At 62.7% G+C, this 18,505-nt stretch carries 16 protein-coding genes; 4 read left to right on the forward strand and 12 right to left on the reverse strand.

Annotation, left to right across the window (positions count from 1 at the left end):
- Position 1: 1 nt before the first annotated feature.
- The 4 genes from urtD to urtA all read right to left on the reverse strand — a co-directional run bounded on the left by urtD (position 2) and on the right by urtA (position 4,305).
- Complete coding sequence (gene urtD, locus ACX4ZE_RS14920) at positions 2-814, reverse strand: urea ABC transporter ATP-binding protein UrtD (protein ID WP_480274018.1); 813 nt, start codon at positions 812-814, stop codon at positions 2-4.
- The gene (gene urtC / locus ACX4ZE_RS14925; protein ID WP_480274019.1) at positions 811-1,950 is read right to left on the reverse strand and encodes an urea ABC transporter permease subunit UrtC; all 1,140 of its coding nucleotides are present in this window, start codon (positions 1,948-1,950) and stop codon (positions 811-813) included. Before urtC ends, urtD begins: the two co-directional genes overlap by 4 nt.
- Positions 1,950-2,834: an urea ABC transporter permease subunit UrtB gene (gene urtB / locus ACX4ZE_RS14930; RefSeq protein ID WP_480274020.1), complete on the reverse strand. Its 885-nt coding sequence runs from the start codon at positions 2,832-2,834 to the stop codon at positions 1,950-1,952. Before urtB ends, urtC begins: the two co-directional genes overlap by 1 nt.
- A 232-nt stretch (positions 2,835-3,066) precedes the next feature.
- Complete coding sequence (gene urtA, locus ACX4ZE_RS14935) at positions 3,067-4,305, reverse strand: urea ABC transporter substrate-binding protein (protein WP_480274050.1); 1,239 nt, start codon at positions 4,303-4,305, stop codon at positions 3,067-3,069.
- 581 nt (positions 4,306-4,886) lie between these two features.
- Between urtA and ACX4ZE_RS14940 the strand changes: the two genes are divergently transcribed.
- Together ACX4ZE_RS14940 and ACX4ZE_RS14945 are read left to right on the forward strand one after the other, a co-directional pair.
- Complete coding sequence (locus ACX4ZE_RS14940) at positions 4,887-6,152, forward strand: IPT/TIG domain-containing protein (RefSeq protein WP_480274021.1); 1,266 nt, start codon at positions 4,887-4,889, stop codon at positions 6,150-6,152.
- A 713-nt stretch (positions 6,153-6,865) separates the two neighbouring features.
- Positions 6,866-8,137, forward strand: a complete 1,272-nt coding sequence (locus ACX4ZE_RS14945; RefSeq protein ID WP_480274022.1) for an IPT/TIG domain-containing protein — start codon at positions 6,866-6,868, stop codon at positions 8,135-8,137.
- 39 nt (positions 8,138-8,176) lie between these two features.
- Here ACX4ZE_RS14945 and ramB read toward each other — a convergent pair whose 3' ends face one another.
- From ramB to ACX4ZE_RS14965, 4 genes are all read right to left on the reverse strand, one after another.
- Positions 8,177-9,583, reverse strand: a complete 1,407-nt coding sequence (gene ramB / locus ACX4ZE_RS14950; RefSeq protein ID WP_480274023.1) for an acetate metabolism transcriptional regulator RamB — start codon at positions 9,581-9,583, stop codon at positions 8,177-8,179.
- 4 nt (positions 9,584-9,587) lie between these two features.
- Complete coding sequence (locus tag ACX4ZE_RS14955) at positions 9,588-11,111, reverse strand: MFS transporter (protein WP_480274024.1); 1,524 nt, start codon at positions 11,109-11,111, stop codon at positions 9,588-9,590.
- 514 nt (positions 11,112-11,625) lie between these two features.
- The gene (locus ACX4ZE_RS14960) at positions 11,626-11,979 is read right to left on the reverse strand and encodes a DUF4254 domain-containing protein (protein ID WP_480274025.1); all 354 of its coding nucleotides are present in this window, start codon (positions 11,977-11,979) and stop codon (positions 11,626-11,628) included.
- Positions 11,980-12,147: 168 nt separating this feature from the next.
- Complete coding sequence (locus ACX4ZE_RS14965) at positions 12,148-12,450, reverse strand: hypothetical protein (protein ID WP_480274026.1); 303 nt, start codon at positions 12,448-12,450, stop codon at positions 12,148-12,150.
- Between the two features lie 220 nt (positions 12,451-12,670).
- On the opposite strand from ACX4ZE_RS14965, the gene ACX4ZE_RS14970 reads away from it, so the two are divergent.
- Entirely contained in the window at positions 12,671-13,531 is an 861-nt protein-coding gene (locus ACX4ZE_RS14970; protein ID WP_480274027.1) for a DUF5753 domain-containing protein, read from the forward strand.
- A 36-nt stretch (positions 13,532-13,567) separates the two neighbouring features.
- Here ACX4ZE_RS14970 and ACX4ZE_RS14975 read toward each other — a convergent pair whose 3' ends face one another.
- The gene (locus ACX4ZE_RS14975) at positions 13,568-14,530 is read right to left on the reverse strand and encodes a hexose kinase (RefSeq protein ID WP_480274028.1); all 963 of its coding nucleotides are present in this window, start codon (positions 14,528-14,530) and stop codon (positions 13,568-13,570) included.
- Positions 14,527-15,687, reverse strand: coding sequence for an N-acetylglucosamine-6-phosphate deacetylase (locus ACX4ZE_RS14980; RefSeq protein WP_480274029.1), 1,161 nt, complete (start codon positions 15,685-15,687; stop codon positions 14,527-14,529). Before ACX4ZE_RS14980 ends, ACX4ZE_RS14975 begins: the two co-directional genes overlap by 4 nt.
- A 433-nt stretch (positions 15,688-16,120) precedes the next feature.
- Here ACX4ZE_RS14980 and ACX4ZE_RS14985 point away from each other — a divergent pair, with 433 nt between their 5' ends.
- Complete coding sequence (locus tag ACX4ZE_RS14985) at positions 16,121-16,708, forward strand: TetR/AcrR family transcriptional regulator (protein WP_480274030.1); 588 nt, start codon at positions 16,121-16,123, stop codon at positions 16,706-16,708.
- A 98-nt stretch (positions 16,709-16,806) separates the two neighbouring features.
- Here the strand turns inward: ACX4ZE_RS14985 and ACX4ZE_RS14990 are convergent, their stop codons facing one another.
- Positions 16,807-17,817, reverse strand: coding sequence for an XdhC family protein (locus ACX4ZE_RS14990; RefSeq protein ID WP_480274031.1), 1,011 nt, complete (start codon positions 17,815-17,817; stop codon positions 16,807-16,809).
- A 13-nt stretch (positions 17,818-17,830) separates the two neighbouring features.
- Positions 17,831-18,427 carry a nucleotidyltransferase family protein gene (locus ACX4ZE_RS14995; RefSeq protein WP_480274032.1) on the reverse strand — a complete coding sequence of 199 codons (597 nt, stop codon included), beginning with the start codon at positions 18,425-18,427 and terminating at the stop codon, positions 17,831-17,833.
- Between the last annotated feature and the right edge of the window lie 78 nt (positions 18,428-18,505).

Consider the following 18,505-nt stretch of genomic DNA (forward strand, 5'->3'; position numbering starts at 1 on the left):
CCTATTCCCTTTCACCTTCCCGCTGTGGCATTGCGATCGCCGCGGCACCGAGATAGACCTCCTGGACCTTCGGATCTGCCTGTACCTGTTCCACAGTGCCCTCGCTGAGCACCGTTCCGCCCGCGAGGACAGTTACCGAACTGGCGAAATTGCGCATGAAGTCCATATCGTGTTCGACCACGACCACTACCCGTTCGGCACCGATGCGATGCAGCAGAGCGCCGGTCTGCTCGCGCTCCTCCGCGCTCATCCCGGCGACTGGCTCATCCAGTAGCAGCACCGAGGCGTTCTGCACCAGCAGCATGCCGATCTCGAGCCACTGCTTCTGCCCGTGCGCCAGCACGCCCGCGGGTTTGTCGCGAAGATGCGCCAGACCGGTGGTCTCCAGCGCATCCTCGATACTCGGCAGCACCGAGGTGCGACGGCGCAACATGGTCAGCATCGAGCGGCCTGCGCCCGCCGCGATGTCGAGGTTCTGCAGCACGCTGAGTTCTTCGAACACGCTCGCGGTCTGGAATGTTCGTCCGACACCGAGCCTGGCGATCTGATGCACCTTTTTGCCGAGCAGCTCGACGCCGGTTTTCTGTGCCGATCCGGTCGCAGGAACCAGGCCGGTGATCGCGTCGATGAGCGTGGTCTTGCCCGCGCCATTGGGGCCGATGAGGAAGCGTACGTCGCCTTGCAACACTGTCAGGTCGACCTCGGTGACGGCCTTGAAGCCGTCGAAGCTCACGGACAAACCTCGAATTTCGAGGTACTCACTGGACATTCCGGCGTTGCCGCCGAGCTTGGGTGGGGGCGTGGTCTTGGTCATTGGGATTCTGCTTTCTGCGTCGCGAGTTCCACCGGTGTTTCTGCCGCCGCGGCGGAGGCGGGCGGACGCCGGAAGCGGTCGTTCAATAAGCCCTTTGCCATCAGCCATAATCCGGCGAGTCCGGCCGGGACGAAACCGACCACCACGATGAACAGCACGCCTTGCAGATAGGTCCACCCGGATGGGAACTGCTCGGAGAAGGAGGTCTGTGCCCATGCCACGCCGATCGCGCCGAGTACCGGCCCGAGCAATGTGGTCCGGCCGCCGATCGCCACGCCGATGAGGAACGCGATCGACGGTACGACGCCGATGTCGGCAGGAGAGATGATGCCGACGATCGGAGTGAACAGCGCACCGGCGATGCCGGCGAAGAATGCGGCGACCACGTAGGCGACGATCTTCACATTCGCCGGGTCATAGCCCAGGAAACGTACGCGCTCCTCTTGATCGCGCACCGCGACGAGCAGTTCACCGTACCTGCTGTGCATAAGCTGTCGAACCAGCGCCACTACAACCAACAGCGTGCCCGCGGCGAGGAAGAACAGCATGCGGCGGTTGACCGGGTCGGTCAACCGGAAGCCGAAGAATGCGCGGAAATCCGATAGGCCAGTGAACCCGCCGATGGCCTGCTGGCCGGTCAGCAGGATGGCCAGCGCGGCGGCCAGCGCCTGGCTGAGAATAGCGAAGTAAGCGCCTTTCACCCGGCGTTTGAATACGCCGTAGCCTAATGTTGCGGCGACCAGCCCCGGCAGGAGCAGAATACCGAGCAGCGCCACCGGGGCCGAGCCGAACGGCCGCCAGAACGAAGGCAATTCGCGAATACCCGCGATCTCCATGAATTCCGGCACGTCGTTGCCGAGTCGGGCGGCATCCGCCATTTGCAGATGCATAGCCATGATGTAGGCGCCGATGCCGAAGAATACTCCTTGCCCGAGCGTGAGCATACCGCCACGGCCCCAAGCCAATCCGATGCCTGCCGCGACGATCGCGAAACACAGGAATTTCGCGAGCAGGTTGAGCCGGAAATCGCTGAGCGCGACAGGAGCGACCGCGAACAGCAGGATCGCGGCGATCGCGAATCCGGCCGACGGGGTGAGCCAGGAGCGTGTGCGCCACCATTGTACGAGCGTGGTCATCAGGCCAAACTCCTTGTCCGGACGGTGAATAGGCCCTGCGGTCGGACCTGTAGGAAGATCACGATGACGACGAAGACGATGACCTTCGCGATGGACGCGGTGGTCGAGTATTCGATATAGGAGTTGAGTAGGCCGAGCGCGAATGCCGCGATCACCGTGCCCTTGATCTGCCCGAGCCCGCCGATGACCACCACGAGGAACGCGTCGATCAAATAGCTCTGGCCGATGGTCGGACTGGTAGAGCCGATCAGCGTGAGCGCGACGCCTGCCACGCCTGCCAGTCCCGAGCCGATGAAGAAAGTGCTGATATCAGTGAAACGACTGGAGATGCCGGAAGTTTCGGCCAAGCCGCGATTCTGCACCACGGCGCGAATCCGCCGCCCTAGCGGTGTTGTCTTGAGTGCCGTTGCCAGCGCGACCACCGCGATGACCGCGAGAGCGAGGATGAAGATACGCGACTTCGGCACTACCGCACCCAGGATTGTGACGCCGCCGCTGAGCCATTCCGGCGCGACGACATTCTTGGCCGGCGCGCCGAAGATATCGCGGGCCAGCTGTTGTAACACCAGTCCGACACCGAAGGTGACCAGCAGGGTATCCAGCGGCCGGTTGTACATCCAGCGGATCAGGCCCATCTCCAATGCAGCGCCGAGTAGGCCGCCGACGAGGAAACCGGCCAGCAGCGAGAGGACGAGCGATACCCCTGTTGAGGAGACCACCTTCTGCACAACGTAGGTGGTATAGCAACCGGCCATGATGAACTCACCGTGCGCCATATTGATCACTCCCATCTGACCGAAGGTCAGGGAGAGCCCGAGCGCGGCGAGCAAGAGAATCGATCCCAGGCTCAGCCCGGTGAAGAGCTGGCCGATAATAATGTCCATGGGAGGAGACTCCTGTTGATTGTGTGATAGCGCCTTCGGCGCCGCGAACGGGTGCTGTTCGATCGCGCTTCGCTCGAAAGCGGCGTGGAGCCGATATGCCGCAGCGGAATATCACTGCGGCGCTGCGTATCCGCGGCTTCCCCGCAGTAGTCGTATTCGAGTGACCACCAACGGTGGCATCGCGCGGATACGGCGGTCACTCGAACACGATTCGGGCCACGGGGACAGCGGTTTACCTCAGGCCCTCGGCCCAGTCGTAGGACTCCAGGTACGGGTCCGGAGTGATCGGCCCGTTCGACTCCCACACGGTGTAGATCAGTCCATCTGGGCGGATTTCCCCAATGCGGGCGGTTTTGGTGATGTGGTGGTTGGAGCCGTCAATGGTGACCAGGCCTTCGGGCGCTTCGAAGCTGACGCCGTCAGCGGCGGCCTGAATGTCTTCCACCTTGAACGATTCGGCCTTCTCGACGGTGTTCTTCCACAGGTAGACCGACGTGTAGGCGGCTTCCATCGGGTCTGAGGTCGGCTTGTCCGCGCCGAACGCGGCCTGGTAGTCGGCAACGAACTTCTTGTTCACCGGGTTGTCGATGGTCTGGTAGTAGTTCCATGAGGTGAGCTGACCGGCGATATTCTGCACACCAATTCCCGCGATCTCTTCCTCGGCGATGGACACCGAGATCACCGGCATCTCCGCGGCTGTGAGGCCCGCATTGGCGTATTCGCGGAAGAACGCGACATTGGAATCACCGTTGAGGGTGTTGAATACCGCGCCTGCCTTCGCGGTGCGGATCTTGTTCACGATAGTGGAGAAATCGGTGGAGCCGAGCGGGGTGTAGTCCTCGCCCTTGATCTCGATGCCGTTGGCCTCGGCATAGGCCTTGATCTCGCGGTTGGCGGTCTGCGGGAAGACATAGTCGCTACCCACCAGGTAGAGCGAGGTGATGCCCTTCTGTTTCAGATAATCCAGCGCCGGAACGATCTGCTGGTTGGTGGTCGCGCCGGTGTAGAAGATGTTCTTGCTGGCCTCCAGGCCCTCGTATTGCACCGGGTAGTAGAGCAGTGAGTTCAGGCTCTCGAATTTCGTCTTCATAGCCTTGCGGCTAGAGGAAGTCCAGCCGCCGAACACCGCCGCGACACAATCGGAGCTGATCAGCTTCTCCGCCTTCTCCGCGAAGGTCTTCGGGTCAGAGGCGCCATCTTCCAACACCAGTTCGATCTGCTTGCCGAGCACGCCGCCCGCGGCATTGATCTGGTCGACGGCCAGTTTGGTCGAGTTGGCGACGGTGACCTCGGAGATGGCCATCGTGCCGGACAGCGAGTGCAGCGAACCGACCTTGATCGTGTCCTGCGAAGTATCGACGCAGGATTCGGCGTTCGAGCCGGAAGCAGAAGCGTCGTCCTTGGCGCCGCAGGCGGTCAGCAACAGACTGGCGAGCGCGACTGCGGTCGGTACCGCCATCGTCTTGGCCATGCGCCGAGAGCGAGGGATGGTACGAGAATCTGACATGGGGGGACCCTTCTCCTCATCAGGTGGTGCGGCGACGCTGGTTTGCGCCGTGGCGAACACTTCCATCGCCATCCCGGTCACGGCTGTAGACCGAGCTGTATACAACGGCTGTATCCGTGATGCGAACGGTAGACAGGAGTTGTTGCGCCGACATATCTGTTAGTGACGAGTCCGTTTCCACTGTTTCATCCGTGTGAAGCTTTGCAGCTAACGGTTGGCGAATGAATGTGAGATTCAGTCGGATTGGCTGGATGAGGCGTTGTGACGATGTCGGTACAGCAATTCTCGGTGTCTGGCTTCTGGTCACATGCCATCCAGCCTCCGATACCTACTGCCGGGCAGGCGTTGTCGCTCTACGAGACCTACGAGACCGGCCGGTCGCAGATCCAGGTCCGGGATGGAAACCGGACTCGGGATTGTTGTGGAACCGCCATCAAGGACTCATTGCGGAACCGCCACTGTCGGTGGCTTACTGGATGCAGCGATGGTGTAACAACAACGTTAACCATTGCAGGACAACAATTTTCCTTCTTGGGAGGCCCTCGATGGCACCTGTGCTCACCTCGCTCAATCCCAGCTCCGGCCCCACCTCTGGTGGCAACACAGTACAGATCTTCGGCAGCGGATTCGCCGGTGTAGGCCCGCTGACGGTGCGGTTCGGGGCGACCGCGACCACCTTCACCATCGTCTCCGACACCCAGATCGACGCCATCGCCCCTCCCGGCACCGGCACTGTCGAGGTCACCGTCGCCGCTCTGCTCAACGGCACCAGCAATCCGCTGCCCTACACCTACAACGGCGCGGGCCTGCTGTTCTTCACCGATGCCGTCAACCCCGGCAATGTCTATTCGGTGCCGCAGACCGGCGGCGCTCCGACCCTGCTGGCTTCCGGCCTGAGCACTCCCACAGGTCTCGTCCGGGTCGATAACCTCCTCTACATCTGCGAGTTCGGTGCCGCTCGGGTGTCGACGGTGCCGACAACCGGCGGCACGCCGACCCCCCTGGTGACTGGTCTGGCGGCCCCTATAGATATCACCGTCTCCGGCAGCACCCTGTTCATCTCTAACCAGGGCACCGCCCAGGTGGTGTCGTCGCCGATCACCGGTACTGCCACCCCCACCGTGGTCGCCACCAGCCCCACCAGCATTTTCGGCATTACCGACGGGGTGCCGACCCAGTCGGGGTTCGCGCCGATCGCGGCGGCTCTGCTGGCTCCGCCCGTGCTCACCGGGCTCAACCCTATTTCCGGTCCCGAATCAGGTGGCAATACGGTGGAGATCTTCGGTAGCGGGTTCACTGGTCCGTTGACCGTACGGTTCGGGGCGACGGCGACCTCCTTCACCATTGTCTCCGCCACCCAGATCAATGCCATTGCCCCACCCGGCACCGGCACGGTCGGTGTCACCGTCACCTCCGTGGACGGTACCAGCAACGCGCTGCCCTACACCTACGGCGGCCTGCTGTTCTTCACCGATAGCGGCACCGATGTGTATTCAGTTCCGCAGGCCGGCGGCACTCCGACCCTGCTTTCCTCCGGCCTGAGTGTTTCCGCAGGCCTCGTCCGGGTCGGTAACCTGCTCTACATCTGCGAAATCGATGGCAATCGGGTATCGACGGTGCCGGTCACCGGCGGCACCCCGACCTCCCTGGTAACCGGTCTGGTGGACCCTGTGGGTATCGTCGCCTCCGGCAGCACCCTGTTCATCACCGACCAGAACACCAATCAGGTGTTGTCGTCGCCGATCACCGGCACCGCCACTCCCACCGTGATCGCCACCAGCCCCACCAGCACATTCGGTATCACGATTTGAGCGTCGGCCCAGAACGCTGAACTGTGCGGCACGACCGACATCCCTCGGACCGTCGCCGCACAGCTCGGCGGGGCCACAACCGATACAATAGGACGAGCGGCCCAGCATGGTCGTAGCGGCGGGTATGGTCCGGATTTCGGCGACGGTGCAGTCGAGTCGCCGCATCGAAGGTCGTTATCGGACCTTTCTCATACAGTCCGCGACATATTCACGCCGACAAGAGTTCTCGACATCCCTGAACAGCTCATCCGCTACGGCAACGTCTTCGACCCGATCGGTGGAGGCGGCGCGCTCATCGGCTACCGAGGTTATCCGGCCCGCGATCAGGCTATTTCGGTACATACGGTGCCACCGGACTGCGTTGTTCACTGATGTCGAGCGCTCTGCCCGGTCTTGTGCCCGAACTTTCCGCACATTGCATCAGGTTGGCCGACTTCGGAAACTGTTCCGGTGCAGCAACTCTCGATGTATAGCATCTGATCACAGGTCATCCAGAATTCGATATCCGCTGCCGGGCAACCACTGTCACCTCGCAGGACTGGTCGTTCACGGAACGTGGGCCAGGAAGAAGGCCGGATTCGGGATTGTTGCGGAACTGCCACCAGGGATGCATTGTGAAACCGCCGCTGCGGGTGGGTTACTGGATACAGCGGTGGTGCGATTACCTCGATATCCATTGCAGAACAACCACTTCCATCGTTCGGAGGCCCTCGATGGCGCCTGTGCTCACCTCGCTCGACCCTAGTTTCGGCCCCGAAGCCGGCGGCAACACGGTGCAGATCTTCGGCAGCGGGTTCGCCGGTGCCGGTCCGTTGACGGTGCGGTTCGGAGCGACGGCGACTACGTTCACCATCATCTCCGATACTCGGATCGACGCTATCGCCCCGCCTGGTACCGGCACCGTCGAGGTCACCGTCGCCGCCTTGCTGGGCGGCACCAGCAACCCACTGCCCTACACTTACAACGGCGCAGGGCTGCTGTTCTTCACCGATAACGAGATATTCGGCAATGTGTATTCGGTGCCGCAGACCGGAGGCACTCCGACCCCGCTGGCGACCAGCCTGATCGGTCCTGCGGGTCTCGTCCGAGTCGGTGGTCTCCTCTACATCTGCGAGCAAGCGGACGCCAGGGTGGTGACGGTGCCGACAACCGGTGGCACGCCGACTTCTTTGGTGACCGGTCTGGTGCTCCCTACGGATATCACCGTCTCTGATAGCACCCTGTTCATCACCGACCGAAATACCGGCCAGGTGGTGTCGTCGCCGATCACAGGCACCGCCACCCCCACCGTGGTGGCTACCAGCCCCACCAGTGTTTTCGGGATCACCGATGGGGTGCCGACCCAGTCGGTGTTCGCGCCGATCGCGGCAGCTCTGCTGGCCCCACCCGTGCTCACCGCGCTCAACCCGATTTCCGGTCCCGAATCCGGCGGCAATACAGTGGAGATCTTCGGTAGCGGGTTCACTGGCCCGTTGACCGTGCGGTTCGGGGCGACGGCGACTACGTTCACCATCGTCTCCGACACCCAGATCAACGCCATCGCCCCGCCCGGCACCGGCACCGTCGACGTCACCGTCACTTCCGTGGACGGCATCAGTAACGCCCTGCCCTACACTTACGGTGGCTTACTGTTCTTCACCGACGCTGTCAACCCCGGCAATGTGTATTCGGTGCCGCGGATCGGGGGCACCCCGACTCTGCTGGCCTCCGGCTTGATCAATGCCGCGGGTCTCGTCCGGGTCGGTGGTCTCCTCTACGTCTGTGAGAGCGGGGCTGGTCGGGTGGTGACGATTCCGGTCACCGGTGGCACACCGGTCCCTCTGGTGACCGGTCTGTTCGGCCCTACGGATATCACCGTTTCCGGCAGCACCCTGTTCATCACCAACCCGGGAGCAGGCCAGGTGGTGTCGGCGCCGATCACCGGCACCGCGACCCCCACCGTGATCGCCACCAGCCCCACCGACGTATTCGGCATCACGACTTGAGCAGTGTAGTCACGGTGGCCATTCCGGCCCGTGCCTGAACTATTTCAGTACGTACGGCGACACCGAACTGCGGTGCTCACTGATGTCGAGCACTCTGCCCAGTGGGGGGAACGCGCGTTGCGGGCAGTTGGCCCGCTCGCAGACCCGGCAGCCCGCGCCGATCGGCGTCGCCTGTACTTCGTCGAGATCTATGCCATCGGCGTAGATCACCCGGCCCGCATGCCGCAACTCGCAGCCGAGGCCGATAGCGAAGGTCTTGCTCGGTTGACCGTAGCGTGTGGCACGGCGTTCCACAGTGCGGGCCACCCATAGGTATTTGCGGCCGTCTGGCATCTGGGCGATCTGCGTCATGATCTTGCCGGGATAGGCGAAGGTCTCGTAGACATTCCACAAGGGGCAGGTTCCGCCGCTGGCGGAGAAATGGAAACCGGTGGCGGATTGGCGCTTGGACATATTTCCTGCCCGGTCGACTCGTACGAATGAGAACGGAACACCGCGCAGCGATGGCCGTTGCAGGGTAGAGAGTCGATGGCAAATGGTCTCGTAGCTCTGGGCGAATAATGCGGAAAGCCGTTCGATATCGTAGCGAAAATCCTCGGCGATCTCGTGAAAGTGCGTGTATGGCAGTACGGTTGCTGCGGCGAAGTAGTTGGCCAGGCCCAGCATAGCGAGCTTGCGAGCATCCTCGGAGGCGAAATTCCCTTCTTCGACCAGCTTTTCCAGTAGTGGTCCGCATTCGAAATAGGCCAGCTCGGCAGCGAGTTTGAAGGTGCGTTGCCCGCCGGAGATGTGCGGGGCGATCTCCAGGTTTCTGGTCTGCGGGTCGTAGCGGTGCAGCACTCCTTCACCGAGATCGATGCGCTCGGTAATCCGCACGTCGTGTGCGCGCAGCATCTTGGCGATCTCGTTGTGCACATCGCCGCCATGGAAGCGGATGCGCGCGGTGAGATCTTCTGCGGCCGTATCCAACGCGTGAATGTAGTTCTGTCGCTGATAGAAGTAGTCGCGTACTTCCTCATGCGGTTTGCTGATCGCTCCACTGCCTGCGCTATCGGCGAACCGGTCCTCGGTCGCGGCAGCCAGCTGTGCGGAGGTATTGCGATAGCGGTTGTGCATGTTGACCAGTGCGCGGGCCATGCTCGGGTGTGCGGAAGCCATATCCGCGATCTCCTGGGCGTCTGCTTCGATGCCCAGTTCCTGGTCCATCACAACCTCATGGAGCTCGGCGATGAGCCGGGTGCCGTCCTGGGTGGAGAAGAAGGTCGCATCGACGCCGAACACATCGTTGATCTTCAGAAGTACCGAGGCCGTGAGCGGGCGCACGTCATGTTCGAGCTGATTGAGGTAGCTCGCCGAGATCTCAAGCTTCTGGGCGAGTGAGACCTGGCTCAGCCCGCGTTCGGTCCGGAGCTGTCGTAGCCGGGCGCCGCCGTAAGTCTTGACCATGCGTTCAGCTTATGGGTGTTTTCGTATCCGGTATTCCGCTCGGTTTTCGGTGTGGGGAGTGTGGGGTCGGGGCGCCGTTATGCGAGATCGCTGTGGCGTTCCCGCGAGTTATGGGCGATCCATTTCGGCGTGAGGGGTTGAAACCCCGTACGCGATTACCGAGAACTGGGCGAGCCGATCGAGCGCCGTCCTCATGGTTTCGGTACGCATGTGAGCGCCGCCCATTGCCGAGCCGCTGGCCGGTACCCGGTCGGCTGCGTCCTGCTTCCGTTGTCGCCGCATCCACTGAGCCGACGCCGCGGCGAGCTGGAGTCGCCCGCCACAGTGGGGACGACAGCAGCACCAGCCCTGGCGTCACCAGTCCAGCGATGCCGACCACGAGGCTGCCACGCACACCGAGCGCGCCGGCCGCGATCCCGCCGAGGAGGGCGCCCAGCGGTGCGACGAGCGCTGAGAACCACCGCATGGACGCGTTGACTCGCGCCAGCGCTTCCGGTTCCGACATCGTTTGGCGGAGGGTGCGTTGCACGACGTTGTAGCCGACCAACGCGGTCATCACCATGAGCAGGCCGACCGTGACAGCGGTAACCCGCCAAGCTTCCGGCAACGGCAGGATTGCCAACGCGTAGCCCGGTGCATAGGCGAGGGAAAAACAGAGCAGGGTTCGTCCGTCGCCGAGCCGCCGCGTCAACCAAAGCGTCACCGGTCCACCCAAGAGGCCCCCCAGCGCCCCGATCGCTCCCACCAGCCCGATCAGCCTCGGGTCCCAGCCCAGCTCATGCGAGAGGAATACCAGCCACAAAGCGGCGATGAAAGCCAGGAAGCAGTTCATGCACAGGTTTGCGAACGCGATCCACCGTAGACAGCCGTCGGTGACAACATAGCGTAAGCCTTCTATGACCAGCTGCGTGACGGTTGCGCGACGAACTCGCTGCGATGGTGCTTCCGGCACTCGAATAATCACCAGCACGACGGTGAGGAGACCGACCAGGCCAATGGCGGCGGCTAGGGAGGTGCTACCGCCGACGACCGCGAACAACCAGCCTCCTGCCAGCGGGCCGACGAATTGTGACATAGACTCCGAGACACCGAATTTCGCATTGGCCGACCTGAGCTCAGTATCGGGCACCATCAGCGGCGTCACACTCTGAAAGGCGACAATATTCACCATCCGTGCCGATTCAGTGAGGAAGGCCACCACAAGCAGTAGTGGCAGTGTCGCTCCATAGCCTATGTAGATGATGAGAGCGGCCAACAATACCGCCAGCTCGAAACCATTGGCAAAGACCATCGATCGCCAGCGCCCAAGCTTTTCGACGCAGGCTCCCGCATGCAGGGTGACAAACACCCTCGGCAGCAGAACCGCGACGGCCAGTGCGGACATGTCAGCCGCATCCGCACCCAATTCGGCCATTGCGAACAACCCGGCGCCGAACCGCAGATATGCGCTTCCCACACCGCTGACTGTCTGCGCCAACCAGAAAGTATTGAACCGGGCTCGCCAGTTGGCTTGTAGAAGAGTTGTCACGACAGACCAGCCGATCCGGCGACATCGACTATCGCGCAGTAGGAGCCAACGGTGACCAGTGAGATGGACGCCGGGGTACCCAGAAGGGGAAGGAAGGAGGTCGAATGCAGAAGAATCCCGAGTGCAATTGTAATCAGCTGTGTATCCGAAAATGCGGGTAATTCGGAACCGCGTGGTTGCCGAACAATTTTCCTCCTTCGAGCGCCTTATCCGCTTATGGCGGCGCGGCGAAACTATCTTGATTGATTCGGATCGCGAAACTCTATGGACCAGTGCTGGGTTCGGTGTACACTTGCTCGGCTTTCTGTGATTAATTGTACGGTAGCACAGCATAAATGAAAGATTCGCAAATCGTTGTCGCGGGCCGAAGAACTATATGAACTATATTGATGTGAGTCGGTTTTCGCTGTAGGCGAAGCGAAAACAAATCTCTTCCAGACGAACTCGCATCAGCACAACGAGGCTTCTCGATGTGCAGTATGTCGTGAGTTCATGCGCCCGGGGGCGCGCTTGTTCACGATCGGTCCTGTGTACCGCTGAGATAAGGGAGGCGGCGCAGGCCATTCGCGATTTCATGGGCGAGGTCCTGGTAGCCCAGCGAGAGTTCGGCGAGGCGTTCCCATGCGTCGTGGGCAGCCCATTTCGGTGTGCCGGGACGGAACCCGTACGCGGACACCGAGAACTGGGCGAGCCGGTCGATCACCATCCCTACGGTTTCGGTGTGCATATGTGCGCCGCCGTGCGGTAGTGGCGTCTCGGTGGCGACCCAGCGGTCGATGGCGAGGACGAGTTGGGCGCGGTGCCGATCGATATCGTGCGTGCCGCCCGGCTCCGCGCGGTGGCCATGCTCATATGGCTCTGCGTTCATGCGCCGCTCGTGCAATTCGGCGAGTCGGTGGGCAGACGCCAGAATCGGATGGTCCTGGTGTGGCGTACTGCGGCATGCGTGCAGGATGAGTTCTTTGGTCGGCAGTGGTTCCACTGTGTTGGCCCCCTCGGATCGAGTGGTTTTCTTGGCGATGGGTCGAACGCGGGATCATCGGCGTGGCCACCTACCCTGGCGTGGGACCAGGGAGCGATATCGGGTCGGCGTGATATCCCATGGCGCTTCGACGAGGACCAAGCCGAAGACTTCCATCGCCGTGAGCCCGATCCTGCTCGCCAGCTTTTGCAGCAGCGAAACCATTTCCGCTGCTTGGATGGCTGCCGTCGCTTGCTCCGTGGTTACCGTCCTGCCACGGAGGTAGGACACCACCCATGCGTCGTCGTTTACCCGCCGTGCCTGGTGCGGCGTCTGATCACTCACGATCCAGCCTTGGTCGATGACGTGTACGGACATCAGAACCCCCTCTATCCGCGTTGTGCGGGTCCAGCGGGAAGCTCCCCGCCTGCGCTGCGTGATAGTGCGAGAGTAGGCAATGGTCAATATATACGTCAAGTTGACCAATTTTGTAGTGCTGTGGTCGACCCTGCGGAGTGCACCGTCGTTGCGGAGTGCGCCGCCGCTGCGGGTACGGTCTTTTGCACGAACAGCCGGAGCCGGAAGGACATATCGGACGATGGCGCCACTTTCGCCCACGGTCGCGCGCTGGGAGCTCATGCTCCGAATCAAACGACGCCGCAGCGAGTTCCATGTCACCGGGTCCGTCATCGCCAAAGAACTCGGCTTCACCCTGTCGTATTGGTCGAAGGTGGAGAAGGAACGGGTGCTGGCCGAAGGCAAACTACGTACATTGTTGGATCTGCTCGAATTCGGCCAGGAAGAACGCGAGGAGATGCTGCGGCTACGCGATATCGCGAAGCGGCGTGGATGGTGGTCGGAGTACGCCGGGTTGGTGTCGGACGAGGTGGCGAGACTCTACGGATTGGAGTACGGAGCGCGCGATGTGCGTAGTTACACGAGCATCATGATCCCGGAGTTGTTGCAGACCGAGGACTACGCGCGGGCGGTACTCGCCAATGATCGGGCCCGGATCAGACAAGTCGATATCGACCGGTGGGTCCAAGTGCGAATGCGGCGCCAGGAACGGCTGGTCGGGGCAGAGCCGCTCCGGCTCACCTCGATCGTCCATCAGGCCGCGCTGATCCTGCGGACTGGCGGTGCCGATATCATGAAAGGACAACTCCGGCACATGCTGGCGACTGCGGAGCAGCATGCCGATGTAGTCGACATCCGAGTCATACCGTTCGACGCACCAGGCGGCGTATTGCTGGAAGGAGCGTCATTCCAGCTGATCGGATTCGACAGTGCGCTGCTGCCTGATGTGGTATGGACCGAGACACTGCTGCATGGTGGTGTGGTCGAGGAGGCCGAGCCGGTCCGGCACCTTGCCACGATGTTCGACATCGCTCTCGCCGAGCACGCGCTCTCGCGGAAGGAATCGATATCGCTGCTGGAAAGTGCGTTCGATGCGCTGTAGTCACGACCAGCATGGAGTTGAACCGGCCGACGCACTTTAGCCGGGGCCGGGGGAAGCTCTCCTGGGCATCGATGGGTCCAGGTGTTCGACAACGACAGTCGGGGTGAGTCGAGTCCGCAGCCCGCGGTCGATCTCGCCCGCCACCGGAATGACCACAGCCGCCGCGGATGTCGCCACCACATCGGTGAGCAAGGCAGGCCAGTCCGGATCGGAGACGGTCGCGAGAGCAGCGATCGTCGCGGCTGCTGCGGAATCTCCTGCACCGGTGGGGTTTCCGGCAAGTGGTTCGGGGAGCGCGGCCGACCAGACTCCGTCGGCAGTCACCGCGATTACCCCTTCGGGCCCGCACGTGGTGAGCACGGCGCGCGCACCGCGTTCGACGAACGGGCGGGTGGCGGTCATGATCGCCTCCGTCGTCTCCAGCACGGTACTGGTGAGACGTTGTAGCTCAGCGCGATTCGGCATGAGTACGACTCCTGGCACCCGAGCGGCCAGCCGCAGTGCCGCACCATCGACATCGCAGATGGTCGGTACGCCTGCGGCGATGGCGGTACGCGCGATCTCGGCGGGAAGCGAGGGCTCGACACCACCAGGCAACGAGCCGGAGATGACCAGCCCGGCGATATCGGGTAACAGACCGGTCACCCGGACGACCAGCTGCTCGGCGGCATGCGGATTGGAGACACGAGCGCCCGGCTCCCACAACGCGGTGGCGGTGCCATCCTCGGACTCGCTGATCACCACGGTGCGCCGCACCCAGGGCAGAGCGTGGACGAAGTCGACCGGGATCTCCAATTCGGCGGCGGCCGCGAAGGCGTGGTCGGAGAAACCGGTAGCCCTGGCATATTTGCCCAGCTGATTCAGCACTCGGGTCACATTGATGCCTTTGCCGCCGATTCGCTGCTCCACCGAGCGCACTCGGTGAGCTTGCCCGCGTTCGAAGCGTTCGACCCGATAGGTCATGTCATACGCGGGATTCATTGTCACGGTAAGGATCACGACAACCACTGTCCACGTCTGAGCACCCGACGCAACTGGAGATTGTCACTGACTGTCATAAGATCGGCAGCTTGTCCTGGCCGCAGGTCACCGACATCGGAAAGGCCGAGCGCGTCTGCTGGCGTCGCGGTGGCCGCCCGTACCGCATCACGCAACGGGATACCGGATTCGCGTACCGCTCGTGTTACACATTGCCACAGCGTGCTCGTCCCGCCCGCGATAGATCCGTCGGCGATCCGCGCCACCCCGTCGCACACCGTGACAGGCTGTGTGCCGAGCCGATACTCGCCGTCCGCGCATCCTGCTGCCGCCATAGCGTCGCTGACCAATGCGACCCGGCCGGGTGCTGCTGAGAACACCAGCGCTACGAATCCTGGGTCGAGGTGCACGCCGTCGCTGATCAGTTCCACGGTCGTGGCATCGGTCGCCGCCGCGACCAGCGCCGCTGCGACCGGGCCCGCATCGCGGTGGTGCAGGGGCGGCATCCCGTTCGCAAGATGGGTGACCACACTGCCGGAACCGGCGGGGAGCAGGGCGTTACGGAATGTCAGGTAGTCGGCATCGGTATGGCCGAGAGCGATCATGACGCCGTTTTCGGTCAATCGCCGGGCGACAGCCGGGTAACCGGATCGTTCCGGAGCCAAGGTCATCATGCGCACATGCCCACCCCCTGCGGAAAGCAAACGGTTGGTCAGCTCGGGATCAGGGGCGAGTATGAATCGCGGATCCTGTGCTCCGCAACGAGACTCGGACAGAAAGGGGCCCTCCAGATGGATACCGCCCAGCATGCCCTCCTCGGCTAACTCGCGCAGCACGGCGGTCTGTGCCGCCATCTGCGTGGCGGGTCCGGTGACTACGCTCGACACTACTGTGGTCGAGCCGCTCACGTGGTGTGCCTGGGCGGCTGCTCGGGCATGCGTGCCGGTAACAGTGTCGAACCGGTAGCCGAACCCACCGTGATTGTGCATATCCACAAGCCCGGGCAATACGATTCCCATGAATGGCGGATCGGGCAGGTTCGGATGTGTGGTACGCCACTGCGCGATCGAGTACACCGCATCGATGCGCTCCTCGGTTACCACCACCACTCCGTCATCCGCGGTGAAGCTCGCTGAAACGATCCGGCCGCGGATCATCAGCCTACGGCGCCGTGCCATGTCATCTCCTGCTGTGTGAACAGGCCGGTAACCGTTCACCCGGCCTTTCGCGGAGGTGCCACGCAGTGTGGCCGAGAGATGGTCGGTCCGGCTCCGTTCCGCAGCCTGCCGTGCGGTGGCACAGACGAGATGCGGCACGGCGGGTAACCGGAATCCGGCCGTGCCACGGCGGGAGTGTTCTCGGCTGTTCGGTTCGCATGCTCGGCACAGTAGTTTGCGACAGCGCGCATGGTGCTCGATGCACGATATGGGGGTATTCGGGGACTCGGCGGCCTATCGCATCGGTGCGGCTCGACCAGGAACAGCGCAGAATGGAACTGTTGTTAGAGGGTATGGTCGAACATTGACCACGCGGTAGCATCGAATGGTGGCAGGGCGGGTGCACAAATCAAAAGACAGTCGCAGCTATCGAGGGCTGTCCAAGGAACAACGGGTGGCTCAGCGGCAGACCAGGCTGATCGACGCCGCGCTCGAACTATTCGGTACACAGGGCTACGCGGCCACATCCATCGAACGTCTCTGCACCGCCGCCAATGTTTCCACGCGGAGCTTCTATGAGGACATGGGTAGTCGTGAGGCATTGCTCATCGCGTTGGCGAATCGCATCACCTCGTATGCGTTGGAATGCGCCCTCGCCGCACTCGCGGAAACCACTGATGAGCCGCCACCAACCCGCGTAGTGGCGAGTTTCCGTGCCTATCTCGCGGTCAGTTGCGCTGATTCACGTTGCGCGCGAGTCTGTCACGTCGAAGTAGTCGGCGTGAGCGCCGCAGTGGAGCAGTGGCGCAGGCAACAGCGTCATCTGCTCTCGGCCTTATTGGCCAGTGCGATCGGTCGAATCGCAGGCCGTGGTCCTGCGGTGACGCAACGGCTGGATCTGTTCGCCTTGGCAGTGATCGGGGCGACCAATTCCCTTGCTCAGGAATTAGCGCTGGGCAATCCATCGGATTCGGTGCTCGGTATAGAGGAAATCTGCCAGGAAATCGCGCATTTCGTGAACTCTCGTCTTGCGCTGACCTGACTCGAACGCGCGACTTGCTACTGGTCGCCGAGATCAAGGGGTGAAAGGACGCGGTGGCGAAGTATACCGAGAACCCTGGCTCGAAGCACTCAGAACCCTTACTCTACAGCGGTTTTCGCTTTCTTTGCGGCAGTGCTGCGGGGACGAACTGGTCGGGCGGCGTCTTCGACGAGAAGTTCGGCCGCGATCGCGACCGCTGTCTCAGGCGCGGTGCGCGCACCGATATCGATACCGGCGGGCGAATGTAAGCGGGCGAGCGCCTCGTCGCTGAAACCGCCCGCGCGCAGGTCGGCTATGCGCCGGATATGCATCTGGTGTGACCCGGTGGCACCGAGATATCCGAGTTCCGGGAGCCGCAGGGCCACAGTGAGCAGCGGAATCTCGAAGGCGGGATCATGTGAGACGACGATAACGGCTGTGCGGCTATCGATCTCACCGGCTGCGGACAGTGCGTTGAGGTAGCGGTGTGGCCAGTCGACCACGACTTCGGCGCTGGGAAATAATTCCGGCTTGGCGAGATGCTGGTGCGCGTCACAGACTGTCACCCGGTAGCCGATCAGGTCTGCTTGTACCGTGAGCGCGGCGGAGAAAGAGTTGGCACCGAAGATGATCAGTCGCGGCGGCGGCGCGAACGAGGCGACGAAAACGTCCGAATCCGGTAGCTCCACTAGTTCGGTAGCGTGTTTCTTGTCGGTGATCAGGTGCTGGCCGATCAGCTCGGCGTCGGGGTGCCACACCACCGTGAAGACGGTGACTCTATGGTGGGCCGTGATCTCGCCGGCCACATCGGGGAATTCCGGGAAGTGGCGTTGCGAGAACGGTTCGATGAAGATATCGACCATTCCCTCCCCGCCGCCCTCCAAGCCAGTGGATATCCCGAAGCGGTAGAGGGCACGATGGCCGGTACGCGCGCTCCGGAATACTTCCTCGTAGGCGATTTCTTCCAGCCCATCCGCGGCGATCGCGCCGTAGACGCTTCCGTCCGGGTCGACCAGCATCGCTGAGCCTATCGGCAGTGAAGCGGATCCCACGGTGCGTACTATGGTGGCCAGCCCGCCGGTCCGTCCGGAGTGCCATACTCGCAAGAGGTCATCGACGATGTCCCGCATCAGTCAGCTCCGATCACCGTGCGGCTGTGGCCGGGAAGTCGCGATCCAGACCCGTCGCCAGATCATCGCATGTGACGCACACCATGTCTGATTTATCGCGCAAATATGTCCGAGCCCCGGAATCGCCCGTAGCGACTGCGCAGACTGCGTTCCAATGCGCGGATGCGAGTGCGACGGGATGCCCTGGTGTGTTGTGGAACACAGCACGTGCCAGGCCGCTGGGTGCCGCGAATGCGGCGGTCAGCACGCGGACGACCACCTCGGCGCTGATGTCGGGGGTGTCCACCGGCATGATCGCGGCGTAACGTGCGGGCGTGCGCGCCACTGCGCTGAGTCCGGTTCGCAACGTGGCGCTGAGTCCGGTGGCCCAGTCTGCTGCCCATACATGCTGGGTTCCCGGCGGCAGATCGACGAGGTATGGCGACGGTCCGGTCGCGCCGAGTACGGCGACCACCGGATCGCAACCACCGCCGGACAGCGCCCGCACCGCCGCGCGTAGCCATGCACCCCCTTCGGCGAGTGCTTTAGGTCGCCCATACCGCGTTCCCGCGCCCGCAGCGAGCACAATGCCCGCACAGGGTGCCGCGGCCGGTCGAGCGGGGACAGCCATAGTGTCACGTTAGTACCGCTCGGTCTGTTCTGCAGGATGCATTGTCGGCGTCGGAGAATATTCCGGAGGAGGCTGACC

The sequence above is a fragment of the Nocardia sp. TBRC8007 genome, assembly GCF_056629435.1.